At 45.5% G+C, this 25,580-nt stretch carries 25 protein-coding genes; 2 read left to right on the top strand and 23 right to left on the bottom strand.

Annotated elements, in window-relative coordinates; all coding sequences use genetic code 11:
- Positions 1-32: 32 nt before the first annotated feature.
- The 8 genes from dapF to AC0QUU_RS04930 form a co-directional block, all read right to left on the bottom strand.
- Positions 33-869, bottom strand: coding sequence for a diaminopimelate epimerase (dapF, locus tag AC0QUU_RS04965; RefSeq protein WP_474544949.1), 837 nt, complete (start codon positions 867-869; stop codon positions 33-35).
- 27 nt (positions 870-896) lie between these two features.
- Positions 897-1,445, bottom strand: coding sequence for an ANTAR domain-containing response regulator (locus AC0QUU_RS04960; protein ID WP_474544948.1), 549 nt, complete (start codon positions 1,443-1,445; stop codon positions 897-899).
- 70 nt (positions 1,446-1,515) lie between these two features.
- Positions 1,516-2,847 (bottom strand): glutamine synthetase family protein, encoded by a 1,332-nt coding sequence (locus AC0QUU_RS04955; RefSeq protein WP_474544947.1) that lies wholly within the window; start codon positions 2,845-2,847, stop codon positions 1,516-1,518.
- A gap of 128 nt (positions 2,848-2,975) precedes the next feature.
- Positions 2,976-5,141 carry an alpha-amylase family protein gene (locus AC0QUU_RS04950; protein ID WP_474544946.1) on the bottom strand — a complete coding sequence of 722 codons (2,166 nt, stop codon included), beginning with the start codon at positions 5,139-5,141 and terminating at the stop codon, positions 2,976-2,978.
- 18 nt (positions 5,142-5,159) lie between these two features.
- Positions 5,160-7,343 (bottom strand): alpha-galactosidase, encoded by a 2,184-nt coding sequence (locus tag AC0QUU_RS04945; RefSeq protein ID WP_474544945.1) that lies wholly within the window; start codon positions 7,341-7,343, stop codon positions 5,160-5,162.
- A gap of 194 nt (positions 7,344-7,537) precedes the next feature.
- Positions 7,538-8,380, bottom strand: coding sequence for a carbohydrate ABC transporter permease (locus AC0QUU_RS04940; RefSeq protein ID WP_087150125.1), 843 nt, complete (start codon positions 8,378-8,380; stop codon positions 7,538-7,540).
- The gene (locus AC0QUU_RS04935; RefSeq protein WP_087150124.1) at positions 8,380-9,252 is read right to left on the bottom strand and encodes a carbohydrate ABC transporter permease; all 873 of its coding nucleotides are present in this window, start codon (positions 9,250-9,252) and stop codon (positions 8,380-8,382) included. The genes AC0QUU_RS04940 and AC0QUU_RS04935 overlap by 1 nt, the downstream gene beginning before the upstream one ends.
- Positions 9,253-9,270: 18 nt before the next feature.
- A complete protein-coding gene (locus AC0QUU_RS04930; protein WP_474544944.1) occupies positions 9,271-10,554 on the bottom strand; it encodes an ABC transporter substrate-binding protein in 1,284 nt (427 codons plus the stop codon).
- A 214-nt stretch (positions 10,555-10,768) separates the two neighbouring features.
- On the opposite strand from AC0QUU_RS04930, the gene AC0QUU_RS04925 reads away from it, so the two are divergent.
- Positions 10,769-11,620: an AraC family transcriptional regulator gene (locus AC0QUU_RS04925; protein ID WP_474544943.1), complete on the top strand. Its 852-nt coding sequence runs from the start codon at positions 10,769-10,771 to the stop codon at positions 11,618-11,620.
- A gap of 13 nt (positions 11,621-11,633) precedes the next feature.
- On the opposite strand, the gene AC0QUU_RS04920 is transcribed toward AC0QUU_RS04925, so the two are convergent.
- The 14 genes from AC0QUU_RS04920 to AC0QUU_RS04855 all read right to left on the bottom strand — a co-directional run bounded on the left by AC0QUU_RS04920 (position 11,634) and on the right by AC0QUU_RS04855 (position 21,539).
- On the bottom strand, positions 11,634-12,500 hold the full coding sequence (locus AC0QUU_RS04920; RefSeq protein WP_474544942.1) for a DUF3737 family protein: 867 nt from the start codon (positions 12,498-12,500) through the stop codon (positions 11,634-11,636).
- A 25-nt stretch (positions 12,501-12,525) separates the two neighbouring features.
- Positions 12,526-12,765, bottom strand: coding sequence for a hypothetical protein (locus AC0QUU_RS04915; RefSeq protein WP_474544941.1), 240 nt, complete (start codon positions 12,763-12,765; stop codon positions 12,526-12,528).
- A 194-nt stretch (positions 12,766-12,959) separates the two neighbouring features.
- Positions 12,960-13,769 carry a DUF6930 domain-containing protein gene (locus tag AC0QUU_RS04910; protein WP_474544940.1) on the bottom strand — a complete coding sequence of 270 codons (810 nt, stop codon included), beginning with the start codon at positions 13,767-13,769 and terminating at the stop codon, positions 12,960-12,962.
- The gene (locus tag AC0QUU_RS04905; RefSeq protein WP_474544939.1) at positions 13,708-14,277 is read right to left on the bottom strand and encodes a plasmid pRiA4b ORF-3 family protein; all 570 of its coding nucleotides are present in this window, start codon (positions 14,275-14,277) and stop codon (positions 13,708-13,710) included. Before AC0QUU_RS04905 ends, AC0QUU_RS04910 begins: the two co-directional genes overlap by 62 nt.
- A gap of 20 nt (positions 14,278-14,297) precedes the next feature.
- Positions 14,298-14,789 carry a GNAT family N-acetyltransferase gene (locus AC0QUU_RS04900; protein WP_474544938.1) on the bottom strand — a complete coding sequence of 164 codons (492 nt, stop codon included), beginning with the start codon at positions 14,787-14,789 and terminating at the stop codon, positions 14,298-14,300.
- The gene (locus AC0QUU_RS04895) at positions 14,734-15,291 is read right to left on the bottom strand and encodes an HTH domain-containing protein (RefSeq protein WP_474544937.1); all 558 of its coding nucleotides are present in this window, start codon (positions 15,289-15,291) and stop codon (positions 14,734-14,736) included. Before AC0QUU_RS04895 ends, AC0QUU_RS04900 begins: the two co-directional genes overlap by 56 nt.
- Positions 15,292-15,425: 134 nt before the next feature.
- Positions 15,426-16,034 (bottom strand): Type 1 glutamine amidotransferase-like domain-containing protein, encoded by a 609-nt coding sequence (locus AC0QUU_RS04890; protein WP_474544936.1) that lies wholly within the window; start codon positions 16,032-16,034, stop codon positions 15,426-15,428.
- Between the two features lie 158 nt (positions 16,035-16,192).
- A complete protein-coding gene (locus AC0QUU_RS04885; protein WP_474544935.1) occupies positions 16,193-16,696 on the bottom strand; it encodes a toxin-antitoxin system protein in 504 nt (167 codons plus the stop codon).
- A gap of 47 nt (positions 16,697-16,743) precedes the next feature.
- Positions 16,744-17,082 carry an LPS biosynthesis protein gene (locus AC0QUU_RS04880; protein WP_474544934.1) on the bottom strand — a complete coding sequence of 113 codons (339 nt, stop codon included), beginning with the start codon at positions 17,080-17,082 and terminating at the stop codon, positions 16,744-16,746.
- A 60-nt stretch (positions 17,083-17,142) separates the two neighbouring features.
- Positions 17,143-17,763, bottom strand: coding sequence for an NUDIX hydrolase N-terminal domain-containing protein (locus AC0QUU_RS04875; RefSeq protein ID WP_474544933.1), 621 nt, complete (start codon positions 17,761-17,763; stop codon positions 17,143-17,145).
- 140 nt (positions 17,764-17,903) lie between these two features.
- Complete coding sequence (locus tag AC0QUU_RS04870) at positions 17,904-18,227, bottom strand: hypothetical protein (protein ID WP_474544932.1); 324 nt, start codon at positions 18,225-18,227, stop codon at positions 17,904-17,906.
- A gap of 52 nt (positions 18,228-18,279) precedes the next feature.
- Positions 18,280-18,882, bottom strand: coding sequence for a DUF1349 domain-containing protein (locus tag AC0QUU_RS04865; protein ID WP_474544931.1), 603 nt, complete (start codon positions 18,880-18,882; stop codon positions 18,280-18,282).
- Positions 18,883-19,730: 848 nt separating this feature from the next.
- Entirely contained in the window at positions 19,731-20,462 is a 732-nt protein-coding gene (locus tag AC0QUU_RS04860; protein WP_474544930.1) for a GIY-YIG nuclease family protein, read from the bottom strand.
- A gap of 129 nt (positions 20,463-20,591) precedes the next feature.
- Positions 20,592-21,539: a recombinase family protein gene (locus AC0QUU_RS04855; protein ID WP_474544929.1), complete on the bottom strand. Its 948-nt coding sequence runs from the start codon at positions 21,537-21,539 to the stop codon at positions 20,592-20,594.
- Here AC0QUU_RS04855 and AC0QUU_RS04850 point away from each other — a divergent pair.
- The gene (locus AC0QUU_RS04850) at positions 21,523-23,628 is read left to right on the top strand and encodes a hypothetical protein (RefSeq protein ID WP_474544928.1); all 2,106 of its coding nucleotides are present in this window, start codon (positions 21,523-21,525) and stop codon (positions 23,626-23,628) included. The genes AC0QUU_RS04855 and AC0QUU_RS04850 overlap by 17 nt on opposite strands.
- A gap of 204 nt (positions 23,629-23,832) precedes the next feature.
- On the opposite strand, the gene AC0QUU_RS04845 is transcribed toward AC0QUU_RS04850, so the two are convergent.
- Positions 23,833-25,566, bottom strand: coding sequence for a zinc ribbon domain-containing protein (locus AC0QUU_RS04845; protein WP_474544927.1), 1,734 nt, complete (start codon positions 25,564-25,566; stop codon positions 23,833-23,835).
- Positions 25,567-25,580 lie beyond the last annotated feature (14 nt).

Genomic DNA, 25,580 nt, shown 5'->3' with positions numbered 1-25,580 from the left:
ATGCGGCAAACTGAAGTTTCCGCATCCGTTTTTTATTCCGGCCATTCTCCGTCAAATACTGTTTCTGCCGGTCCTGTCATATATACGGTATCATTCTCACGATCCCATCTGATATACAGATCGCCGCCCAGCAGATGGACGGTAATCTCATCTTCCGTCAGGCCGTTCAATACACACGCCACCGCCGCAGCGCAGGTTCCTGTGCCGCAGGCCAGGGTTTCTCCCGATCCCCGTTCCCACACACGCATCTCCGCAGTACGCCGGTCAAGTACTCTGACGAACTCTGTATTGATCCGCTGAGGGAACCGTTCATGATTCTCAAAAGAAGGCCCGATCTGTTCAAGAGGAAGCTCCCTGACATCCTGATCCACAAAAATTACAGCATGAGGATTCCCCATAGATACACAGGTCATGCGGTATTCTTTTCCATCTACCATCAGAGCCTCATTTACCACCCGGCTCCCCTCTGCCTGTACCGGAATCTTGTCAGGTTCCAGAACCGGTCTGCCCATGTCGACCTTGACAAGACTGACCTTTCCATTTTCCACAGTAAGATCAAGATACTTAATTCCAGCCAGCGTCTCTACTGAAATATGAGTCTTATCCGTCAGCCCGTAATCATACACATATTTTGCCACGCAGCGGATACCGTTTCCGCACATCTCGGCCCGGGAGCCGTCTGCATTGTACATCTCCATCTCAAAATCCGCTTTATCTGAAGGGTTAATCATAATCAGACCGTCTGATCCCACCCCGAAATGTCTGTCGCTGATTTTCCTTGCCATTTCCGGCGGATCGGCAATCTTTTCCTTCAGACAGTTCACATAAACATAATCGTTTCCGAGTCCCTGCATTTTTGTAAATTTCATATTACTACCAAACCTTTCCTCTCTAAATTATTCATCCAGAATCATCAGCACCATCTGTGCTGTCTCCAGCATATTAGTTCCGCTTTCCATACTGTTTTTCTGCAGATACCGGTGCGCCTCTGATTCAGACATGTGGTTTCTCTCCATCAGGAGAGCCTTTGCCTGATCAATCACGGCTTTCTCCTCTGTACTTCGTTTCCGCACAGACTCCCGGCGTTTCCGCCGTCTTCTTTCAAGAGACTGCGTCATCATTTCCAGTGTATTGACCAGATCATGTACCTTGATAGGAGACGGAAGCCCTACTACTCCGGATGGCAGATCATCCATCCATTTATCCGGCGCGGCGGTAAGCAGCATTTCAAACGGTTCCGGAAGCAGTTCTCTTAGTTCCGTGTACTGCATATCCTGCATTTTATAGCCGCAGACAACGATACCTTCCCCCAGCGTGTCGGCATACTGAAGAGCTTTTGCTCCGGTCAGGCAGACTGCAGATACATTCATGCCTGCCCGCACCAGAATGTTGCGTATATTTACTGCGTTTTCACGTTTTGAAAACACGACAATAATATTGATCAAGTCTACCTTTCACCTCCCGCTGCCTGCTCTGCATTTCTGCCGGTTTCCATGCAGATGCCATAGAAATCAGTTATACCCTGTGAAGATAGTTTGCGATTTCCCAGTCCGTCACCTGCATGGAATAAGCCTGGTACTCCTGCCGTCTCGCCCGGATAATTTTCTCTGCAAGATCTTTTCCCAGCACCTGCTGTATAAACTCATCCTTTTCCAGCTCATCTACAGCGTCTTTCAGTGTCCGCGGCAGTTCGTCTATTTTCAATTCTTCCCGCTGCTGCCGGGTCATTTTCTGAATATTCCTGTCAATACTGTCCCGGGGCTCAATCTTATTCCTGATTCCGTCCAGTCCCGCCATCAGAAGCACTGCCAGAGCCAGGTACGGATTTGCCGTGGAGTCCGGACTTCTCAGTTCAATTCTGGTATTTTCTCCTCTTCCCGATGGGACACGTACCAGCGGTCCTCTTGTCTTTGACGACCATCCGATATATACCGGCGCGTCATAACCGGGAACAAATCTTTTATACGAATTAACAGTCGGATTTGTAATACATGTGATTGCTTTTATATGCTTCATCAGTCCGCCGATAAAATAATAGCCTTCCCGGCTCAGTCCGTTTTTGTCGTCCGCGCTCTGGAAAGCGTTTACCCCGTTTCTGCTCAGAGACAGGTTGATGTGCATGCCCGATCCGTATGTCTCCGTTCTCGGCTTCGGCATAAATGTAGCATGAAGGCCATGCCGCTTTGCAATGGTTTTTACCACCATCTTAAATGTCATCAGATTGTCTGCCGTCACCAGCGCCTCGTCATACCGGAAATCGATCTCATGCTGGGCAGGCGCGATTTCATGATGCGAAGAAGTAATTTCAAATCCCATATCTTCCAGAGTCAGCACCATATCTCTTCTTGCATTCTCCCCCAGATCAAGCGGACCTACATCAAAATACCCTGCTTTTTCATGGGTAAGCGTAGTCGGCAGGCCGTCGTCATCTGTATGAAACAGGAAAAACTCACACTCCGGCCCCACATTCATGGTATATCCTTCCTCCGCTGCCTCGGCGATAGCTTTTTTCAGAACATATCTCGGATCCACTTCGTAAGGTGTTCCGTCCGGACGATAGACATCACAGATCAGACGGGCCACTTTGCCCTGCTGAGGTCTCCACGGAAAAATCTCAAAAGTCCGGGGATCCGGATACAGATACATATCCGAGTCTTCCTCACAGGAAAGTCCCTCTACAGAGGAAACGTCAAACATGCAGCGGTTATCCAGCGCTTTTTCCAGCTGGCTTACTGTTACAGCCATATTTTTCATCATCCCGAAAATGTCTGTAAACTGCAGGCGGATGAAGGCTACATCTTCCTCCTCCACAAGCTGCAGGATATCCTCTCTTGTGTAATTATGCATAAATGAAACCTCCTTTTTCATTTTGCTCCTGTTAAGACAAAAGGGCGTTCTCCGCCTATCGGAAACGCCCTTGTTTCATTTTTTCATTATATCCGCTGGCTGCGCGGTTGTCAAACCTTATTCTGGTTTCAGTCCTTCTTCAGCCACAGAAAGCTCCAGGAAGGAAGCAGTGTGCTGCGGATCTGTTCTGTCCTGCCTGTCACCAGATTCTGATAGGGCCGAACTTCCGGCATCCAGACTTCTTTGTCCTGATCGCTGAAATTAAATACGGCGTGAAGCTCCTCCCCTTCTGATTTTCTCACAATCCAGAGAATGGATGTGTCGCTGTAATCCTTTGTAAATACTTCTGCATCTGTGCTGAATACAGATTCATTTCTGCGGATTTCTTCCAGCTCGCTCAGAGCGTGGAACAACCGGCCCTGAACCGTATTTTTATCTTCAATATTCTCTACAAGATCCCAGTTGAATTTTCCTCTGTGAATATAGCGGGAATCCGGGGCTTTCTCCGGGTCATCCTTATAAGTATAATCATTGACCTGCCCCACTTCGTCTCCGCTGTAGAGCATCGGAATTCCGGACTGCGTAAACATATAGGCGTGCAGCATAACATCTTTCCTGACCGCATTGTCCATTTTCTCCCCGTTCTGCTCGAAACCTGCGCTTTCTATGCCGCACATGGACGCAGTAGTGGCACAGAATCTTGCGTCTCCTGTCACAGGATCTTCATTGTAAAGTTCACCGCGGCTGACACTGCCTTCTGTCTTACCCTGGAAATAATCATTCAGATACTTTTTATGCGGCACTTCCTGCATGCCCCACGTCTCCAGGGTATCGTAATCCAGTCCCCATCCGATATCGTCGTGGCATCTGAGATAATTCAGGAATGTATACTCTCTCGGAAGCGCGCACACAATATCCATCTGCTTTCTCAGGAGACGGACGTCCCGCGTGGCGACTGTATTCCATGTGGTAGCCATTGTTGTCACATTGTAGAGCATGTGACACTCCGGCTTCTCAACCGTACCGAAATACGGAGCCACCTTGTCCGGCTCCATAACAACCTCTCCGAGCAGCACGATTCCCGGGCAGACAATTTCACCGATCATACGCATCATACGGACGATCGTGTGTACCTGCGGAAGATTCCTGCAGTTTGTACCCAGCTCTTTCCAGATATACGGCACCGCATCGATACGGATGATATCCATTCCCTGATTAGCCAGGTACAGGAAGTTATACATCATCTCGTTGAATACGCGCGGATTGCGGTAGTTCAGATCCCACTGGTACGGATAGAATGTGGTCATCACATAGTGGCCGAGCTCCGGCAGATAAGTAAAGTTGCCCGGCGCTGTTGTCGGGAACACCTGCGGCACCGTCTTTTCATATTCCTGCGGAATGGAAGGATCTGCATAGAAGAAATACCGGCTCATATATTCCCCGTCTCCCTGGCGCGCCTTCACTGCCCACTCATGATCCTCTGATGTGTGGTTCATGACGAAATCCATACAGAGGCTGATGCCTTTCTCATGGCATTTCTCTGCCAGCTCCGACAGATCTTCCATCGTTCCGAGTTCTGGTTTCACCTTGCGGAAATCAGCCACCGCATACCCACCGTCTGAACGACCCTTCGGAGAGTCAAGGAACGGCATCAGATGGACATAATTCACATTACATTTCTCGAGGTAAGGGAGCTTCTCCTGTACACCTTTGATATTTCCGGCAAAATTGTCGATATACATCATCATGCCGAGCATATCACGCTTGCGGTACCATTCTCCCTCAGCTTCACGCTCCGCATCAAGCGTTTTCAGCTTATCATTACGCTCATCGTAATAGCGTTTCATCTGATCGCACAGCTCTGCAAACATATCATCGTTGCCGTACAGTTCCATATACAGCCAGCGGAGCTCATCATGATGGCGCTCCAGCCGCTGTGCAAAGATTCTGTCATTCTCCTCTTTCTTTGCCTCCTCGGCTGCCTTTGCCTCTTCTTCTGCTTTTCTCGCCGTCTCGGACGCTTTCGCCTCTTCTTCTGCTTTTCTCGCCGTCTCGGACGCTTTCGCCTCTTCTTCTGCTTTTCTCGCCGCCTCGGCTGCTTTCGCCTCTTCTTCTGCTGCTTTTCTCGCCGCCTCGGCCGCTTCTGCTTCTTCTGCTGCTTTCACCGCTGCCGCTGCTGTCTCTTCTTTTACCGCTTCGACAGCCGGTGCTTTCTTCACGTTCTGCGCTGCTGTTACTGTCTTTCTGTTAGCTGCTGCATGCTTCTTTCTTGCAGTTCTTGATTTCTTTGCCATGATACTATCCCCCGTATATTAATCTTCCTGGACAAAGTGCCATTGATATGCCTGATACTCTCCGTGGAGTACAGGTTTCGGCACGCCCGCTTCCCTGAGAGCTGTACTATTGTACAGTTTTCCGGTTGTTGTCTCACGGTACATTGTATTCTCTTTCAGTCCTTTGACTTTAATATAATCTACCGTCATATTTGCATGTTTCTTAATACCAACCACCTGGACCAGTGCTTCTTTCTGATCTTCTGATACAAACTCCCATGCTCCCTGGTTGTCCGTCTGAGGATTCGTAAGGCGGTAATAAAGTCCTCTCTGCACGAGAGCAGCGAACTTCTTGTACTCTGCTATCTGTCGGCGAATCTCTGCTTTTTCTTCTTCACTGAGTTCATTCAGATTCAGCTCATACCCGAAAGTACCGGCAAGAGCCACTGTTCCGCGTGTCTTCATCGGTGTCACTCTCTCGGTCTGATGATTCGGCGAAGCAGATACATGGGAACCTACGCAGGAAGCCGGATAAATAAACGATGTACCATACTGAATCTCCAGTCTGTCGATCGGATCCGTATTATCGCTGCACCAGATCTGCGGCGTATAGTACAGCATACCGGCATCAAAACGTCCGCCGCCGCCACTGCATCCTTCAATCAGAATATTCGGATACCGATTAACCAGACGCTCAAGGAAATCATAAAGTCCCAGCACATAATCATGCAGTACACGCCCCTGGCTGTCCGCTGTTGCCGAATAAACATCTGCAATACTCCGGTTCATATCCCACTTGATATATTCCACATTTCCCTGATCCAGTACCGAACAAATCTGGTTGTAAATATGATCTACCACTTCTTTTCTCGAGAAATCAAGGACAAGCTGATGTCTGGACCGATTTGGCCGGCGTCCCGGTATGACAAAGGCCCAGTCCGGATGTTCACGGTAGAGGTCGCTGTCTTCATTAACCATCTCGGGCTCGATCCAGATACCGAATTTGAGGCCCATGTCATTGATCTTCCCAATCAGCTCACCAAGTGTACAGCCCAGTTTTTCCTCATTGACCTTCCAGTCTCCCAGTCCGCGCAGTTCGCTGTCACGCTTTCCAAACCAGCCGTCATCCAATACAAACATCTCAATTCCCAGTTTTGCTGCCTCTGATGCCAGCTTAAGAAGAGACTTTCCTGTGAAATCAAAGTAAGACGCCTCCCAGCTGTTTAACAGGATAGGCCGCACAACCTCTTTATATTTTCCTCTACACAGGTGCGTCCGCATGCATCGGTGAAGATTTTGAGAAAGCCTTGCAAGACCTTCGGAAGAATAACTCATGATGACCTCAGGGGACTGGAATTCTTCACCTGCGCTGAGCGGATATGCAAACTGTTCCTCAGAAAATCCCATCAGGAGTCTTGTCTGATAATACTGATCCTGTCCGGCTTCGCTCTGAAAACCGCCACTGTAGACAAACGCCATCGCATAACAGCTTCCCGCATCTTCCGTTGCCTCATGTTCCGCCATAATAACTGCCGGATTATACTGATGACTCGACGATCCTCTCAGGCTGCCGATCTTCTGTACGCCGTGTCCGACCGGCATTCTCTGCATATTTCTCTCCATGGCATGGCGTCCGTAAAATGTAATAAAATCATATCTGCCTCCCACCATATCCAGGCATGCCGGCGCAAGCTTCTTCACGGAAATATGTCCGCTGCTCGCATTTACGATCCGCACACTTCTTGTAATGATATCATACTCCGGAAGCACACCATAGAGAAGCACCGCCCGAACTCCTGTCACGCGGTCTTCCAGCACCACCTCAAGCGTCTGAGCTTCATCGTCATCCGCATATACAGCCGGAAGCCTCTCCAGAGCATATTTACCGTCACGTATGCTATGGCTTTCATACCGGAAATCACTGCAGTAAGTATGATCCGTATTTTTAATGATACACGCCGGAGTACGGTAATCTCCAGTTCCCAGAGAAGGGAATTCCTGAGGCAGGGAATCCATGGAATACGTCTTGTCGTTTCCGGCGTCATAAGGATTTCCGGAAAAGCCTCTGTCATAATATGTCAGAAGATAGTCCATGCATCCTTCTGCGCTTTTCCCGTAATACAGGTGTAAGAGAAATCCATATTTATCTACCTGCATCTGATAAGTTGTATTTTTGGTCTGCAAAGTAATTGTCTTCTGCGCCTCGTCATATACTATGCTCATAATCTGTCTCTCCTGATCTGTGAATATTATCGATAAAGATATCGATGTCTTTACTTCAGCTTTTGAAAAGGCAACCATTCACTCACTGCCTGTCCCCACTGATGAACTGTTACGAAAAAAGGGCAGGTGAATGTACTTTTCATCGCACATAACACCCGCCCGGGTAAGACGCGCGGATGCGCATCAGGGCTCACTTATTTCACAGCTCCGTTTACCACTCCGTTGATAATATGTTTCTGGCAGATTACATAGAAGATGATAATCGGGATCAGAGCCAGCAGATAGGATGCAAACGCCAGGTTGTAGTTCGTACCGAACTGTGTCTGGAACGTCAGCTGTGCCAGAGGCAGCGTGTTTGATCCTTTTCCTGACATAATGATCAGGGGAGTCATAACATCGTTCCATACTGCCAGCGCCGTAATAACCGCAACTGTCGCATGCATGGGCTTCATGATCGGGAAGATAATCTTCCAGAATGTGCGCCATGTGCTCGCTCCGTCCACTCTCGCCGCTTCTTCAAGTGCGATCGGGATATTTACAAGGTATCCTGTGTAAAGAAGTAAATTCATCGGCATATAGAATACCACATAAAGAATGATAACGCCAGCCCAATTATCAAGATGCATCTCCGCAGTCTGTTTTGCCAGAGGCATCATCAGGATCGCGAACGGAACAAACATACCGCTTACGATAAACAGATATACCAGATTGTAAACCTTGCTGTGCGCTTTATTTCTTCCCACTGCGAATCCCATCAGAGAATGAAGCAGGATACACAGCACGACCGTACTGATCGTTACCAGTAAGCTGTTCCCCAGAGAACGCCAGAAGTCAGTCAGTTCCATTGCCTGTGCGAAGTTGCTCAGGCTCCAGTGTGCCGGCAGGGACAGGATCCCCGAGATACTGTTGGTCATCTCAGACGGCTGCTTAAATGCGATTACAATCGTCATATACAGCGGAAATGCTACTGTAATAAGTCCGATAAACAGAAGGATTGTGATTGGCCAGTTTACTCTTGCTTTCATTTTCTCATACATTATAACTGCTCCTCCTTCTTACTTGATATAGTCATCTGCGCTACAGAGATCGCCACGATTACAATGAAGAATACAACCGCGTTCGCGCTCTGATATCCGAAGCTTCCGCCTGAAAGACCGTTGTTGTATATCAGGTATGAAATAGACTCTGTGCTCTGCTCCGGACCGCCCTTTGTCATAGCCATGATCTGGTCGAATACCATCAGGAAATTCTTTACACACAGAACCATGTTGATGGTGAAGAACGGAATGATCAGCGGGAATGTAAGGTATCTGAACTTCTTCCATCCTGTGGCTCCGTCAAGGTCTCCTGCCTCATATACATCTTCCGGCACTGTCTGCAGACCGGAGATGTAGATGATCGTATTCATAGCGATAGACTGCCATGCGCAGACGATCACGATTGCGATCCATGCCGTCTTGCTGTTAGAAAGCATACTTCCCTGTAATGCCTCGATCCCGAGCGCATCGCCAAGCCCCGGCAGAATGTATGTAAAGAGGTACTGGAAGATGTAACCTACAACCAGCGCTCCGAGTACGTTCGGTACGAAGTATGCCGCTCTTAAGAATGTCTTGCCCTTGATCCTGCTGTTCAGGCCCAGCGCAAGGATCAGACTGATCACATTCGTCACGATTGTAGCCGCAACAGCCAGTTTGATCGTAAAGAGGTAGGATCCGCCGATTCTCGGATCTGTAAACAGATCCATATAGTTGCGGAAGCCTACAAAATCGTATGTACCAAATCCTTTAAAGTTCGTAAAACTGTAAATCACACCGCGGATCAGCGGCACTGTGTTAAAGCAGACAAACAGTGCAAGGATCGGTATTGTGATCAGCATATAAGTCCGCTTGCTGTCATTTACTTTTTTCATAATCTTCCCACTCCTTTCCTACTCGGCGGTACCGTGCTCTTCGTTGTATTCCTGGACTGCACGGATGATATCTCTGTTATATCTCTGCCAGCGTGTATCAAAATCTTTGAGGAATGCGTCCGCATCCTTGTTGATCAGATACGTCTGGATGAGTGCGTCTGCCGCCATCTCTGAAGGATAGTAGTGATCCTGATAGTCCGTCATGTTTCCGGACTCGATAAATGGTGTCATGCCGTCGAGCATCGGAGCAAGGTCGAAGTCTCCGTCTTTACACGGAACCGCATTCTGGTCGTCAATATATGCCTGGATGTTCTCATCCGCCATCAGGAAGTCGAGTACTTCGTATGCAGCCTCCTTGTTCTCACACTCCGCCGTTACTGCAAACATAAGATCCACGCCTGAATTCAGCGTATTCTTCGACGAATCGTCATTTCCCGGCGTCACGAATGAATCGATGTTCATCTCCGGATTTACCGAAAGGATCTGCGGTACTGCATAGCTTCCGATCGGGTACATTGCGGACTCACCGTTTGCAAATGCCGTACATGCATCGTTATAGCCGTATGCGAAGGGATCTTCAGGACCGTAACTTACCAATTCCAGACATTTCTCAGCCACTTCCACATACTCTTCTGAGAATGTTGTCTCACCTGCATTTACCTGCTGACACGTGTCTGCCGGCGCCAGATCGACTGCAAGAGAGTTCCACGGAGCCAGACAGGTCCATGTATCACGGAACCCGAAATAGAACGGCAGGATTCCTTCCGCCTGGATCTCCTCGCACAGATCGATCAGTTCACTCCATGACTCCGGAATCTCCCAGCCATGCTCCTCAAACATATCCTTATTGTAGAGAATACCCGCTGCATTCGCCACATAAGGTACGCCGTATGTGCCGTCTTTCGGCGTGATCTCAAGATTCTCCAGAATATCGATGTACGACTGCTTGACATCTGAAAGTCCCTCATAATCCGATACATCCGCCAGAATATCAGCGTCCACATAATAAGAGTAATTGATGTCCCCCCCTATGCCGATGATGTCCGGGTAATCTTCACGGATGAATCTCGTCCTCATAATCGTACTGGCATCGTTCGGTGAACTGATCGTCAGATGAATATCATCGTGGGTCGCATTGAACTGTTCTTCCACCTGATCGAAGTATGTTGCCGCCTCCGGCTTGTACTGCAGGATCTCAATCTCCGTTTTTCCGCTGTTCTCATCCGAACCGCATCCCGGAAGAATGGCTGCTGCAAGCATAGAAACCGCAAGCACCGTACTGATCACCTTTTTCTTTTTCATAGTAGTTTCAGCTCCTTCCTTTAACTATTTACGCTTATGAAATGATTATAACATTCTAAAATATTTCTAAAAATATCTATATTTTTCATATTTTATACCAAAATGCAACTTATATATAATTTTCGAAAAGTACAGTCGCATTTTGGTATAATTTAAGTTATAATCATTTCCACACCATTAAAATTTTACCTTTAAAAGAGAAAAGGAGATTCCCATGAACAATTCACTGTTTTCTGTGTTTCCAAACGAAAATTTTATAGATCTGGGACTGTATCAGTTTGGAAAGGAACAGTGTGCTCCCGCACATTCTTTCGGGCCCACATCCCGGAATCACTATCTGTTTCATTATGTCTTATCAGGGACAGGGAAACTGATGGCAGATGATTCCAAAGGCCAGACACACGAATATCAGATCCGGAGCGGGCAGGGATTTATGATTTTTCCGCGTCAGATTAACACATATGTCGCGGACCCGGTTCTTCCTTGGGAATACGTATGGATTGAATTTGACGGAATGCGGGCCAAAGAAGTTATTGAAACGGCCGGACTGACTCCTGATCATCCGGTTTATCACGCAACTTTCAAAGATCTGCGCGAAAACATGATGAACGAAATGGTATATATTGCCGAGCATGGGAAAGAGTCTCCCTTTCATCTGATCGGGCATCTTTATCTCTTTGTTGACTATCTTTCCCGTTCTGCATCATCTATGAATATTTCATCTAATGGAAAAGTACGGGATTTTTATATAAAAGAAGCGTTAAACTATATTGAACAGAACTTTCAGAATGATATTTCCGTTGAAGAGATTGCTGCGTTCTGCGGTCTGAACCGCACATATTTCGGACGAATTTTTAAAGAAACCGTAGGCAGGTCTCCGCAGCAGTTTCTTTTATCTTACCGGATGTCAAAAGCAGCAGAACTTCTGAAGCTCACAGTGCTTTCCATCAGTGATATCGGAAATGCTGTAGGGTATCCAAACCAGCTTCATTTTTCCAGAGCCTTCAAAAATGTATACGGTGTCTCACCGCGGGAATGGAGAAACAAAAACAAAAGGATTTCATAAAAAAGGGCCTGTGTCACGCACAGGCCGCTGTTTTTTTCTTCTTCTGCTCTTTCACGGTAATTTCCCCTTTTGCCTCCGGAATATCCCGGATAATCTCTCCCACAGCCGGAACTGTGATATGCCCGGATAATAGATTTTTAATACTGAATACCGGCGTAGTGATAACAGCTTCCACTTCAGAACGCTCAAAAGCCAGATCGGTATCTGTCATTTCGCAGTCGACAAGTCTGAGACCTCTGCAGTAGCAAAGAGGCTGGGTGCCGATAATCCGGCAGTTTTCGAAGGTAACATTCTCACTGTACCAGGCCAGATACTCACCTTTAACTACACTGTTTCGTACCACAACATTTTTCGCATGCCAGAAAGCATCTTTTGTATCGAACCTGCAGTTTTCAAAAACAGCATTCTCAATATACTGAAATGAATACTTTCCTCTCATATCCACATTTTTGAAATGCAGATTATCGGACCGCATCATAAAATATTCGCTCTGGACCGTGCAGTCTTCCATCTCAATTCCGCGTACGGACCACCCGAACTCAGGTGAAATAATATCGCAGTCCTTCATTTTCACCTCACTGCATTCTCTGAGAGCTTTGATACCGTGAAGACTGCTGCCGGTTATTTCAATATGATCGGAATACCAGAGAGCCGCGCGACAGAGCTCCGTCATTTCTGAGCTGCTGATTTTCAGCTTGTGATCATGCCAGAACGGATAGCGCAGATTAAAAAATCCATGCTCCACCTGTACGTCCGAACATTCTTTAAAGGCACTTTCCCCGTCGGCAGGACCGTCAAATGAACAGTCTTTTACGAATATATTCTTGCTGCCGTAAAGAGCGCGTTCTTCATCAAATGTTTTATTCTGTATTAATTCCATGATGGTTTCCTCCTTTAATTCATCTTTACTTTGCTGCCATATTTTTCTGAATCTGATAAACCAGATAATCCAGACAGTCAATTCTTTTCTCTTCGCTGTGTATCCGGTCTAAAAGCCGTTTTCTGTGTATAGAGAGAAGCTTCAGCTGCTCCTGCGTATCTCCGGTTCCCTCAAGTGTTATAAAACGTTCGGCCGTCTCTCTGTCGCATCCGGCATCCTTCAGATTCTGTATTATTTCCTGAAGAGTTGTATTCCTGTTTTCCATATTCACTCCCCGTCCCGCCGACAAAATACTATTATTTATCTTTCCATATACAGTGTACTGCCAAATACGATTGATAACAAATACTTATATTCTATGACTGTATATAGCAAAAACGAATGCAATTTTCATTGCATCCGTTTTCCGGTTAATTGAAATCTGAAAAGATCTCATCCATTCTTCTCCCTTCCTGTTTCCTAAAATCTTTTCATGCCCTCCATGAACTCTTCTACATGAGGCAGTTTTTTCATTCGTCTGAGCTTTATCCCTGATTCCTCGCATACCTGCTCCAGAGTCGCCTCAATCACCACACTTTTCACCCGTACTTCTTTCGGTGCCCCATGCTGCAATATAAACGAAAGGAGCTCCTCAGCCAAAATAATTTTTTCATCATCCTCGGGTCCTGTCAGCTCCACTGCCAGCATGAGCCCGGACTGCGCATCAGCCAACAGACAGATCCAGGGATTTGCAGGGCAGTCATACTTAACGTCCTGTACCTGTGCATTCAGCGGGACAATATCCGCTTCAAGTACTGCACTGCATTTTTCTGAATTCCGCAATTCTTCCAGCACTTCCTCGTCCGTAAGCGTAAGCACAGGGAAATTATGGCCTGTAAAGGGCAGCGGCTTTGCCTCGCCTGTCTCTTTCTTTCCTCTGACAGAATAGAAAAATGTCTCTTCGGCTTCAAATTTTACCTGAATCTGATGGTCTCTGTAATACAGAATGGCATCTTTCAGAAGCGCCAGATATGATGTCATACGGCGCACTTCATTCTGATCCATATTGTATGGGAAATACCCTTTTTTGAAGGACAGAAAATACAGCCACTGGTTTCTTCCTCGGAACTTATAGCCCAGTTCTTTGACAATCCTGCGCTGTTCTCCGGACATTTCCTCACGATTTCCCCAGTAGCAGGTCAGATTATTCTGACACGCCATCGCAAAATCAGACGGAATGTTCATATGGTCTGAAAGTGTAAGCATCATAAAATGCCGGATCAAACTCATCTGCCGTATAGCCTGTATTTTCCAGCCATTCTGCTGTCTCCTCGTACTCCTCATGAACCGGATCTTCCAGCACTTTTAGAATATGATAATATCCGTAAAGCCCGCCGCAATCCTCAAACGGACAGGCGACTTTCGCTTTCACCACAACCGGATGCATTTCATCGAAATCCGTCAGCACAGACTCCACATCTACCCGGTGCTCCCAGTCATCGCCAAAATCATAAATATATGTAAACCATTTGGTATGCTCCATAAACGGATCGATCAGAGTCTCTGCTGCTTCTTCAGCATCAGGGCCAAAAACAGTCCAGTCATCATCTGTGATTTCCTCAATCCTCATGCCAAGATCACGGAACTCAAAGGAAAACAGATGTGATCCGTTCCATCCCATAATCTCATTTAACAGTACGCCCAGCTGGGAAAATGTTATTCCCGCCGGAACAATACATCTGCGCCAGATCGGCGGATGCGCGTTTTTGATTGATACTTTTAGCTGGTACGCTTTCATATGTACTCTCCTTTTTCAGATTATTCAAGATCAGTCTCAGAGGTCAGACTCATTCTCAGATATACCATATCGACAAGCTGTCGCCCGCCCTCATAGATCGGATGGTCATAATACTCCGTGAAAAATCCTTTCACCACATGGGATCTCCGAAATCCGCAGCTTTCATAAAACGGCACCGTCAAGGGGCTGTCCCCTGTGCCGACCTGCATAATATCATAACGACCACTATAAGTGTCTGCAAGAAATCGGATCATTCGTCTCCCATATCCACGTCTCTGAGAGTCGGGCGTTACGGCAAGATTCTTGATCTCCAGTATTCCGTCTCCCTCGTCTGTCACCACGCATTCCGCTTTAATACCGTTATCGTCAAGAACGTACATAATTCCCCTCTCAAGATACCGGTCGATCATATCTTCCTGTTCATCCGCAAGCAGAAGGAGATCCAGATACTGTTTCTTATTCTCTTTGATCTCTCTGATCTTCTGTTGCTCGTCTGTTAAGTATCGGCTCATTGATTTTTTCTTTCTCCTCCGATTCCCCGCAACCTGTGATTACCCATGGTCCGTTTTCACACGTAAATCTGGGATCCCGTATAAACGTGACAAAAAGATGTGCAATGCATCTCTCGATCTGTTCTCTCTTATCGCTGTTTTCAAATGCGTTCAGCTCATCCACGCTCACTCCTGCATAGCGTGCGATCGTCTCTTTCGGAATGTCAAAGACGCGGGTCAGCTCGTCCATCAAACCACGATAGTAAGTGTCTGATACAGGCTTTTCATGCAGCAGAAGTATCAGAAATATATTAAGGTATTCTGTCCTTGAGAAATCCGATGGCAGGTTTCCGTTCAGGTATTCCTGCAGTTCCGGCTCCGGCAGTTTCGTCGCCCGGCTTATGGCGGCAAGAGGGAAACCCTCGTCTATACATCTTTTCAATAATAGCGGGAGATCATCTATCTCTCGCATTCCCGGCCCCGGTTTTACTTCTATAAACTGATCTTTCTCTTCTACATCCATCCCATTCTATCCCTCCACCTGATTACTCATACCCCACGATGATCTTCCTGCATTTCATTTCCACAATATGGACATTTCAGCATCTGCCCCTTCCCCATTTCTTATTTGTAAATATATTAATTATTTTACAAATTTTATAGCGTCCTGTAACTTTTGTCTTCAACCTGTATAACCTGCTTATCCGTGATTACTTCCAAATCCAGCCTGGAATTATATTCTTCAACTGCTTTCTCCGCCGCTTCTCCCATTTCCTCATTTCCGATATGCGGCACAATATAAAAATCCACCAGTCCCAGACCGGTATAATCCGTCAGCTCCGGCGCTTTCTCCGGGCTGTCCATACCGACGCAGTAACCAATATCCGGGCAGGCTATGATTGCTCCCGCAGATTCGCCTATATACAATTTTCCTTTATTGACTTCCTGTATTAATATTTTATCTGCCCCGGAACGTCTCAGCTCCTGTAAAAGGTAAAATGTATTTCCGCCCCCGACAAATATAATGTCATTCTTCGTCAGGGTACTTACTATCGACTCATAAGAAGCAGTGGAAACATCCAGCGCCTCAACTGTGAGCCCCAGACTTTCCAGAGTGTTTGTCTCATCCTCGATCATTCCCTCTGTCTCTTCTGCAATGCCTGCTGTGGGGATATAAGTCACTGTTTTCCCCGCCAGTTCCGGTTCAATTGTCCTTACCAGATCTGTAACCTGATAGAGCATGGATACCAGTATCAATTTCTTCATAACATCTTCACACTCCTTACTTTATGTCTCGTTTTCATAATAGAACTCTGTCCACTTTCCCCTGTAATCAGAAACTGCCTTACGCGCCCATCGTCAAGTATGTAAAAATTTTCCATAAACAAGGTTGTCTCTGCCATTTCATCACCCTCTTCTATTCATTACAGATCTTTCATCGTCAATATAGAGCCCAGAATATAACCGCACTCCCATTCCGAAAACTTCTGCGGATCTCTGAAATACGGATGCTTAAATATAACACCGAATTCTCCCAGATCATAAAGCGGCATCTCATCTTTATCAGTCTGCGTCGTCTCAAGAGCTTCCGGCAGGGCATCTCCGAACACCTCTTCGTCACTGTACAGTTCCCTGTAAAAATCCGGCAGGGCGGTAAATTTTCCACACATCAGGAAGTCAAATGTCCTAACATAAACTTTTCCGCCCTGCACTTCTCCGTCGTCCGGTATATCATGGACTTTTTCCTCCGCATGCACACGCATGGGATCAACTCCCACAGAATCGAAAAATGCTTTCTGCTCTTTTGTAAAAGCATTCACAAATCGCTCATTTACTGTCCGGTCCTCTGCGAAATCATTCTGTGCATACAGTTCCTTTGTCGCTTCTATATCAATATCCAGTGTCCACGGATAAAAATTAAATATCATATTCACCTTTTTCCTTTCACGTTTCTCTATACTGCCGGAAAGAGCTCTTAATCCTGCTGAAACTCTTTTCTCAGAACCTCTTTCGGAGGCTCGATCTCATTTGCGATCGAATGTTCCGTAAGTTCGGAAAGAAGTTTTATCTTTCTGTTGAGCAGCGGTCTCATACAATTGGGCACGTGCTCCTGATGCGCCCTGTGGATCGCCACGCACTCCTTGCAGTTGCCGTGATAGCGACAGGCCTTTTTACAGGGGCAGTGATCCTTAGCCTTATATTCCTCCCGGAATTCTGCGGCAAATTCCTCCTGCAGCCTGAGTCCCTCTTTGCGGTTCCCCTTGTGGAATTCTTTCATAGCATCAAGTTCTTTCTGATTTCCCTCAATAATCATTTCTTTTTCTTCCTTTCGTGAACAGATACTTGCCGGACAGCAAACATCCGCCTTATTTTTTCAGTCAAATAATGTTTTCCAGTTTTCGGCGGCATACGCTTCAAAACACATCTCAATCTGTTCCTTATTATTCTTTTCCTCTGCCAGTTCCGGAAGTTCATCAACGCTGAAATAGCGGCTTTCTGTCGTCTCTATATTCTCCGCAAACCTGCCGCCTTTCACGGAGCACAGAAAAAATATCTTGCACACTTTATAGGCGTAAACCGGCCGGTTGTGTTTTTCTCTGTCCTGCACGGCAATTATCAGTTCAGGCGATACGTCCAGTCCTGCTTCTTCTTTTACTTCTTTTATTACATTTTCCGTAACGGATATATCCACATCCGCCCAGCCGCCGGGAAGCGACCATCTGCCGTCCTTTTCTTTTACCAGAAGTATATTTCCGTCTCGGAAGATCGCCGCTCTTGTATCGATCTTTGGAGTCTGGTAACTAATCTCACTGCAGAACAGATCTCTGACCTTTTCGATGGGAATCTCTGATTTATAAGAGATCATTTCCGCTGCAATGGTCCGGATTCTTTCATACCTTTCCTTATCAAATTCATCTTTGCAGTAGTAAAGTCCTGCCTGTGCGATACTCTGCAGTTCCACAGCCCATTCAAGCCATTTTTCATTCTTATCCATATGTGAAATTCTCCTACACAAATAATCGGTACCACTGATATCCGATGTAATAAAATGTCTCCCTCAAAAGGACAAAATTCAGTTTTTATATAGTTTCTATTTCAGTTTTCCGCAGTCAGCTATATTCAGCTATCCTCTGTTTATAAATAACTCCAAAGACAAATTCCGTGAATAAAAGCCATAATAAACGGCCCCACCGTTCTCATTCGCTTTTTTATATATATGCCGACAATTCCATCTGCCAGCTGAACGATCAGCATTGCCAATGTAACAAGCCAAAGGAACCCGCTGTTTTTTCTGCACAATGGAATCGCGGAAATCAACACAAGCGCCAGGCTTCTCGCCATCATATACAAAGCATTTATCTTTGCTTCATCTGTTTCTTTTCTGACTGTGTGTATCGAAAACACCAAACCAAGAACAGCACTTAACAATGTTGCAAAAGCCATTATATAATAATCCAATTTTTACGCTCCTTAAATATTGCAAAATAACTCTTCTCTATTTTTCCCGGACTCACTCATCCGGCTGCTGTCCGTCATGGGCCTCCCACTGGCACGCTGTCAGCTGCATATGAGAAAACACTGCCCTGAAAGAGGAGTCCTCCGGCGAACAGGCATAGATGCCGAACCGGATCTTTTCCTTGCCTTTGTGCATATGGCAGATGCGCATCTGCCGGAAATGGACCCCGTCCTCAGAGCACTCTATACAGTAATCATCTTCTCTGCGGCTGAAACGATACCACATGGACTTCACATCAGCGCCTATGACTGTAGTTGCCCAGTCAGAATATCCTCCGTTTGTAACCACGCTTCCCAGATGCTGATACTTTTCATTTTCATACTCAATAGAACCTTTCAGCCAGTTCTCACTGTCCAGATACATCACGATACCGCACTGGTCAAACCGATGGTGACTCTCCGCGAAATCGGTCTTTACTATAAAACTGAAATATTTTTCATCTGTCTCCATCTGAAAGACAGGCGCGTTGTCGTTCCTGAAATGATAATAAGTTCGCTGCCACAGATCTGTATGCGGCTTCGTGATTATCTCCACTGTATCGTCTGTTACCGTGTAACTCTCCGGTTCTCTTGTCCATCTGAACTTACTGAAGTCCATATGCTTCCTCCTTTATCCATACACCCGGTTCACTTTCCGTATTATTCTTATGCCTGACAGATCAGCCTGGCGTATTTTCTTTCTGAATCCTCAACTGCCCTTATTGTACCAAAAACATATCTGAAAAGCTATATTCTTTCCCCTGCTCTGGCAATACGTATCTTAATCGAGTAGGAGGGAGTGATTAACTCCCGTCCTCTCACAGCACCGGACATACGGTTCACGTATCCGGCGCTTTCAATAGTTGACGTGCAGAGACTGATACGCTGTGGCTAAATCGTAGAAGCCCCAGTTTATCAGCCTTTCTTTTGTTAAAGCTCTTTGTACGATCCCGCTTCCTGCCATCCTCCATCACTCCACTTTTCAGATATCGCTTTACCATCTGTATGACCCTCTCGTGCGCTCAGCATTACCTCTCGGCAATGGTTACTCCTTTCGGAGCATTCCGCACAGACCTCCCTGGGTACCACACGTTTCTTTCCCTCCATCCATCTGCCGCATTTACTGCACATGATTCCGTGTAGCTATCGGGCTTCATCTTGTATGGCAGACTTACCCTCATGCACAGCCTTCTATACGATTTCTGTCCGTCAGACCATATTATGACGTCACACTGATAGCGGTGCGGCGTGAGAAAAGCCTCCGATTTCTCGGGGGTTTTTCTTTATTTCTGCACCAGTTTTTACTCTTATGATAGATCTTCTTATCTCATAGAGCCGCATATTTTTCGTCACAGATAGGTGGTTTTCTATTTTTGCGCCATTTCTTCAAATTTGTCTTATTCGAGCAAAATCATAAATTGGTGCAAATAAGCATAAGTCGCACGGCTTCAAATACACTCTAATATATCAGTTATACGAGTTGTTTTTACGGTATGAAATAAAATCGCTCAAAGGTTGATCTGATGCCGCTCTCCAATACGTTTTTCCATTACATGCCCCGCCGCGAATAAAGTTCGCAGCTCCGGATGGCGTATTGAATATGATGTCCCGGATAACGACCGTTCCGTCTGCGTTCAATGAATCGGCGTGCTCTTTTCTTGACTTTCGGATACTACTTTCGCTTGATGTGATTTTGGGATCTAGCATAGACCCCTCAAGAACAACATATTCGCATCCATTTTGAACTTTCATTTTACCATCTGCGACTCCATTTGAAAGATAAAAAATCTCATCGGTCTCGACAGTATAATTTCCCAGATGAGTATAGCTTTTTGAGTGAACAGGATCGCCTCCACTAGAGCTCGGTTCGTCTTCCGGGGCATTAATCTCAGCATTTTCATCCATCTCAGCAATTAGCTTCAGATAACGAAAAGCTTCTTCTGGTTTCATATTGAAAAATTCACGATTTTTGCGAATGCGCTTATCTGCTAAATCTGTAAGAATTTTATGGAGGCTAGATTCAATATAGGAATACTTGCTGCTCTTTACTGTGGCATAGATCTCAAACGGTAGCGGCACGGCAGTATTATCTAGCTCTTTTGAGCGAACATCTACAGGCCTGGAGCTTTTCCCGATTTTAACCCAGTCCTCGCGGAAGCTAGGATTCGTTAAAATATATACATATCCCTTTTCTTGCATGTTTTATTTCCCTCTCGTTTTGCGGTAAGGTATCGAATTGATAGGTTTATTGTATCACGGATAGAATACATGAAAAAAGAGCGGTCATTACTGGCCGCTCATATTTTTGGTATATAGTTTGCCGAGAGATTAGATGGAAATTTTTATCTTTTCACCATTCTTGAACTCAAAGATAAGATTCCGCGGATTTACAAGAACTCGCTCAACGAGAGAATTCCATGTCGCAGAGTCGAATGTTGGCTCCGCATTAAAGGATTCAAGCGCCTCAATAAATCGGGATAATTTTTCGCGAACACCTACGAGGCGAAGTTCCTGTTCTTGAAGTTCTGCGATATTATTCTTCTGCTGCTCAATTTGCTTCGACATCTCTTCGAATCGCTGGCGGTAAACCTGTTGATCTTGGGAGATGTAGGCGTTTTCGCGCACGAGGGCCTGGATTTTAGCCATGTCCTTTGCTAGCGCTGCCTCCGCCTTCTCGCGCTTAGAGCGCATTTTTTCGAGAGTGTCCGCTTCGTCCATCTGTGTTCTACATGCTGAGATATACTTATCTTTGTCTGCTAAAAACTCAGACAATGCTTGAAGGTAGTATTGAACCAGATCGTCCTCAGAAAGAATCGGCGTGGAACAGTTGTTGCTGCCCTGGTAGCGTCGATTGCAATACCATACATCCTTACTATGCTTTTCTTTGGCGTGATAGATTTTATGCCCATAAAATGAACCGCAATCTCCGCAGACCAACTTTGTGCAGAATGGACTGCTATTTCTGAGACCTCGGCGCATTTTAGAACGTCGCTGTAATTCAACCTGTACCAGATTGAAAACATCTTCATCAATGATTGCTTCGTGCGAATTAGTGACGTAATATTGCTTAACTTCACCATTGTTTTTCTTGACTGTTTTTGAGAGATAGTCGAGAGTATAGGTTTTCTGCAGCAATGCATCGCCCTTATATTTCTCATTGGAAAGAATGCTCCTGATTGTACTGACAGACCACACATCCTTACCACCTGGAGTTTTAATTCCACGTTCAGTAAGTTCTTTCGCAATATTACGGATGGTCATGCCATCAAGGAACATACGATATATTCCTTTTTGCTTTCCGGTATTCTATCACGGTTTAATTGCCGGGCATATACACTATAATCAAGCGGATGCGCTTAACATATTGATTTACGGAACACTTGCAGACGAAGAGAATGCTTGGCGATTCAAAGACCGTCAAGCAGCCAATAAGTATATTAGTGGAGCAGAATGTATTCCACTCGAATGTCGTAAAGAAATATTTGAACTGCCTGACAGAGATCTTCTTGCTCGTATCCAGAACTTGAAAATACAAAATATTAAAACTACCATATCTGCATTTCATGAGTTTCTGCGAAATAAGACTCATGCCAGTAAAGAAACAATTTATTCTTTAGAGAGTAGCGTGCAAGAATCAAAGGATCCATGCCAGTATTATGTAGTCGCCTTAAGAGAAGCATTATCTTTTACGAAAGTTTCAAAAGAATATATTACAACGCAGCTTAAGAACGAATTACATAACTTACATAAGAATAGCGATGTGCCAGATTTATTCCTCTTACGAGAAGAAGCTCTTAAACGAGGACTAGCGTCAATTTCCATGACGCCCGACAAGACCTTTTTGAGTAAGATAATTGGGCGAGACGAAATTGTGCAATCTATCTGCGACAGGCTAAAAAAAGAGAGGAAACACATACAACTACGCGGTATGGGCGGTATTGGAAAATCTGAAATCCTCCGTAAGGCTTATAGCTGGTTTCTCGAAAATCCTGGGGAGCACTTCTATGCTCATATAGCGTACCTTTACTATTCGGGTAATTTTAAAGCCGACCTTGATCATGCAATTGACTACCCCGGGAAAGAAGCCAGCGCCAATCCCATCGAATATCTGAAGCATTTGGCAAACACATCTAAGGTTCTGCTGTTTGTCGATGATGTCCGAAATCAGGTGCCGGATAAAAGTGGAATCTATGAGGAGGACACTTCATTTGAAGAAATAGTTGGATCGAATATTTCCATCTTATTTGCCTCGCGCATTATGCGCATGGATTTTTCGCTAGTTAGCGTAAAACCGCTCCCCATAGAATCATGCGTTGATATTTTCTTACGAGAATATAATGCCAATATCGATGACGATATTATGACGGAAAATGATGCTGGATGCTGTACTGCCGAAGCCTTAACTGCAGAAGACAAAGAGCGGCTCATTCAAATAATTGATGGACGCGCCGGACGCAATACGCTGGTTATTAACCGCTTGGGTGCAATGGCTCGAGATTATAGCTGGACGATTATGCAATTGGAAAAAGAACTCATAGATAGAAATTTCAATATTCGGCAAGGTTTATCTGAGAACAATGCAGAGTATATGGATGAGCAAACACTGCAAGATGAGCTAAACAAGCTTTATAACTGTAAAGAAATAAAAGACTCTGCTGAGCGCAGCATCTTAGAGGGTTTCGCGCTACTGGCCGATGTTCCTACGGATATCAATACTTGCGCTGAATGGTTTAGCCGAGATGCAAAAATTGACAAAGATCACTGTCGCGATGCAGTGGCGCGTTTAATGCGCCGTAGCTGGCTATTAAACTCAAGATCAACGCAAAATGGAGCCACTATCATTAATTTTTCTATGCACAACATTGTGCGTGCAGCCATAAAAGCCCAAATTAGGATTAATAGAGAGGAACACCAGGACTTAGTGATGAAAGTTTGGACTAACTTAACGATTGAAGTACGAAAAAAAGATGAGACCGAAGCCCAATGGGGGGATAGGATGTATGCAGTACCGGGAGAGTGTGTTCGATTCCGCATTGGTATCAGAAATATGAGCTCGGAAACGTTTAGGAATCTGACTCTGCGGGATGTTTTACCGACCGGGCTGTCCTATATAAATGGAAGTACTAGGATATACAATGCGAAACACCCCCAGGGGGTAACACTTAGCGATAATATCATCACAGATATGGGCGTTAATATTGGCGACTATGCCCCGGGTGCTAATGCGTGGATTTATTTCGATACGGTCACTCCCGAGATGGCGAGCAACGAAAACATAATATATAGAAATATAATTCAGGCGTGCGGCGGCTATGGCTCAAAGGAGAAGTCAGCGGATGTCATAGTGGATGCCTGCGAGGCCTAAAAATCTGAGTTTCACTCAACGCATTTTGGTTTCAAAAGAATAATTCCTTCCCATGGTTACGAAAAATCCTCAGCACCGTTGTGGGCGCTGAGGATTTTTTGTTTTTATTCTATATCAGTGAATCGAATTAGAACAGGACTGCAACAGAAAAGACCGCATTGCTACGGCCTTTTCTTTCCAGTTTTTGTCAGTATCTATGCGATTTTATATAAGTTTGTTACCGCATTTAGAACAGAATTTAGCGTCTGGAATTACTTTTGTTCCACAGGCTGGGCAGAAATTCAGCTTTTTCTCCGGCTTCTTGTCATTACCGCCCGAAGGCTGTACATTATTTTCTGCCGGCTGATTTGCATTCTGCCCTTCCTTGTCAACTTGACTCTGTTCACTCATCTGTCTTTGTTCTTCATACGCCTCTAAGTATTTCATGTTCCTGTACTGGGCACCATATGAAGCAAAGTAGAAATCAGGGAACGATATCATGCTGAGTTTTGAAGGATCGTCGCTTTTCGCTATTATTTTCTTTCCACCTAATACGTCCGCATTAAAATCAGCAGAATCCTGATCCTTTTCGTCGGTCATGGATGCACGGATTCTGGCTGCCTTTTTGAGAATCATATTTGCAAGGGTCTCCGCATCTGCATCCTTTGTATTGACATAGAGATCCACCAACCATACGGTATTTTGGTGATCCTTGTATGTTATTCTCAACGTTTCGTTGTCCAAAAACTTGACCTTATGATCATAGCCTATGGATACGATCCATTCATATCGGATGTGTCCCGCATGCGCCTTTTCCTGTCTGAGTACGGCTCGTATTCCGCGTTCTGCATATGTAAGGGCACTTGCTATCATCATAGTAGAAAGATCTCCAATGCCGATCCATCCTGCGCTTCTGTCCTTATTATACTTAGGATTGATCACAGCGATTCTATCATCTGTGACATAAAGGACATAATCACCGCAGGCTGGATCTGATATTGCTTTTGTGAATTGCTTTTCCCCTTTTTTACGCATTGAAACGGAAAGACCGGTCATTCTGATGCGCAGCACTTCACCATCTTCCGGCTCTAAGCAAAGGGTCTTATCCTCGTTGATGTTTGCGAAAATATATGGGTGAGACGGTTCCGCGCTGTTTGCCAAAAATAAAAACGGATACTCATCCACTGTCGGAAATTTTCTTCTAAGTTCTTCCTTTTCGCGGGCTTTATTCGCCTCTTCCTCTTCTAGCGATATCTGTCCGGCTGCAGTTCTTCGTTCATTCTCCGCAAGGCGTTCCTGCTTTTCCTTCGCCTCGGCCTCTTCATTCTTCACTTGCGACTCAACGATTTCGGATCTCTTCTTTTTCAAAAGCGGATTCTCATCCGCAGCAGGCGCTTCTGAACCGCCTCGCACATCAATTCCCATAGAACGCAGTACATCGGCAAGATAACAGTCCTTCAGATTTTGTTTTCTAATCTCTTCGCTCGGAGCAAGCGAATGATAACCCACAGTTTCCCATTCTTCGGGCCGCGCCATCGGCTGCTTGCATTTCCTATCTGTTGGAATTTCTCGTAACCATGTATAAGGATCGATTTCACATAATAGTTTTTCAAACGCTGTAAAAACAAGATTCATTTCCTTGCCGTAGAAGATCGGCTCTTTCAGCATATATACCTTCCATTGATCAAAGTAAAGCACGAATCGCACACAGCCCGATTCCTCCGCGGCAATCTTGATGGAATAAAAAGCGGCTCCGGAAACAGAAATGGTCATTGTATTTTCTTGGAAAAATCTGTAATCTGCACGTGCTTTTTTTAATTCACCCAGCAATGCTTTGTAATGGTTCAAAATTTGCGCTGCGCTATCTGCTCGCAACGTATATTCATACGCTTTCTCACAGTAAAATTTCTCTCTTTCCGCTGCCTGCTGATTGGCTAAAAGCTTTCTATTTGTATACATGTTATCTCCTCCCG

The organism is Mediterraneibacter sp. HA8405 (assembly GCF_056148955.1).
This window is presented reverse-complemented; position numbering and strand designations above follow the sequence as displayed.

What these genes read in the sequence shown, in the direction of transcription:
- dapF (WP_474544949.1), bottom strand. Translation starts at nt 869, where the DNA reads ATGAAATTTACAAAAATGCAGGGACTCGGAAACGATTATGTTTATGTG.
- AC0QUU_RS04955 (WP_474544947.1), bottom strand. Translation starts at nt 2,847, where the DNA reads ATGCATAATTACACAAGAGAGGATATCCTGCAGCTTGTGGAGGAGGAA.
- AC0QUU_RS04950 (WP_474544946.1), bottom strand. Translation starts at nt 5,141, where the DNA reads ATGGCAAAGAAATCAAGAACTGCAAGAAAGAAGCATGCAGCAGCTAAC.
- AC0QUU_RS04945 (WP_474544945.1), bottom strand. Translation starts at nt 7,343, where the DNA reads ATGAGCATAGTATATGACGAGGCGCAGAAGACAATTACTTTGCAGACC.
- AC0QUU_RS04940 (WP_087150125.1), bottom strand. Translation starts at nt 8,380, where the DNA reads ATGTATGAGAAAATGAAAGCAAGAGTAAACTGGCCAATCACAATCCTT.
- AC0QUU_RS04935 (WP_087150124.1), bottom strand. Translation starts at nt 9,252, where the DNA reads ATGAAAAAAGTAAATGACAGCAAGCGGACTTATATGCTGATCACAATA.
- AC0QUU_RS04930 (WP_474544944.1), bottom strand. Translation starts at nt 10,554, where the DNA reads ATGAAAAAGAAAAAGGTGATCAGTACGGTGCTTGCGGTTTCTATGCTT.
- AC0QUU_RS04925 (WP_474544943.1), top strand. Translation starts at nt 10,769, where the DNA reads ATGAACAATTCACTGTTTTCTGTGTTTCCAAACGAAAATTTTATAGAT.
- AC0QUU_RS04920 (WP_474544942.1), bottom strand. Translation starts at nt 12,500, where the DNA reads ATGGAATTAATACAGAATAAAACATTTGATGAAGAACGCGCTCTTTAC.
- AC0QUU_RS04915 (WP_474544941.1), bottom strand. Translation starts at nt 12,765, where the DNA reads ATGGAAAACAGGAATACAACTCTTCAGGAAATAATACAGAATCTGAAG.
- AC0QUU_RS04910 (WP_474544940.1), bottom strand. Translation starts at nt 13,769, where the DNA reads ATGAGTTTGATCCGGCATTTTATGATGCTTACACTTTCAGACCATATG.
- AC0QUU_RS04905 (WP_474544939.1), bottom strand. Translation starts at nt 14,277, where the DNA reads ATGAAAGCGTACCAGCTAAAAGTATCAATCAAAAACGCGCATCCGCCG.
- AC0QUU_RS04900 (WP_474544938.1), bottom strand. Translation starts at nt 14,789, where the DNA reads ATGAGCCGATACTTAACAGACGAGCAACAGAAGATCAGAGAGATCAAA.
- AC0QUU_RS04895 (WP_474544937.1), bottom strand. Translation starts at nt 15,291, where the DNA reads ATGGATGTAGAAGAGAAAGATCAGTTTATAGAAGTAAAACCGGGGCCG.
- AC0QUU_RS04890 (WP_474544936.1), bottom strand. Translation starts at nt 16,034, where the DNA reads ATGAAGAAATTGATACTGGTATCCATGCTCTATCAGGTTACAGATCTG.
- AC0QUU_RS04885 (WP_474544935.1), bottom strand. Translation starts at nt 16,696, where the DNA reads ATGATATTTAATTTTTATCCGTGGACACTGGATATTGATATAGAAGCG.
- AC0QUU_RS04880 (WP_474544934.1), bottom strand. Translation starts at nt 17,082, where the DNA reads ATGATTATTGAGGGAAATCAGAAAGAACTTGATGCTATGAAAGAATTC.
- AC0QUU_RS04875 (WP_474544933.1), bottom strand. Translation starts at nt 17,763, where the DNA reads ATGGATAAGAATGAAAAATGGCTTGAATGGGCTGTGGAACTGCAGAGT.
- AC0QUU_RS04865 (WP_474544931.1), bottom strand. Translation starts at nt 18,882, where the DNA reads ATGGACTTCAGTAAGTTCAGATGGACAAGAGAACCGGAGAGTTACACG.
- AC0QUU_RS04860 (WP_474544930.1), bottom strand. Translation starts at nt 20,462, where the DNA reads ATGCAAGAAAAGGGATATGTATATATTTTAACGAATCCTAGCTTCCGC.
- AC0QUU_RS04850 (WP_474544928.1), top strand. Translation starts at nt 21,523, where the DNA reads ATGCCATCAAGGAACATACGATATATTCCTTTTTGCTTTCCGGTATTC.
- AC0QUU_RS04855 (WP_474544929.1), bottom strand. Translation starts at nt 21,539, where the DNA reads ATGTTCCTTGATGGCATGACCATCCGTAATATTGCGAAAGAACTTACT.
- AC0QUU_RS04845 (WP_474544927.1), bottom strand. Translation starts at nt 25,566, where the DNA reads ATGTATACAAATAGAAAGCTTTTAGCCAATCAGCAGGCAGCGGAAAGA.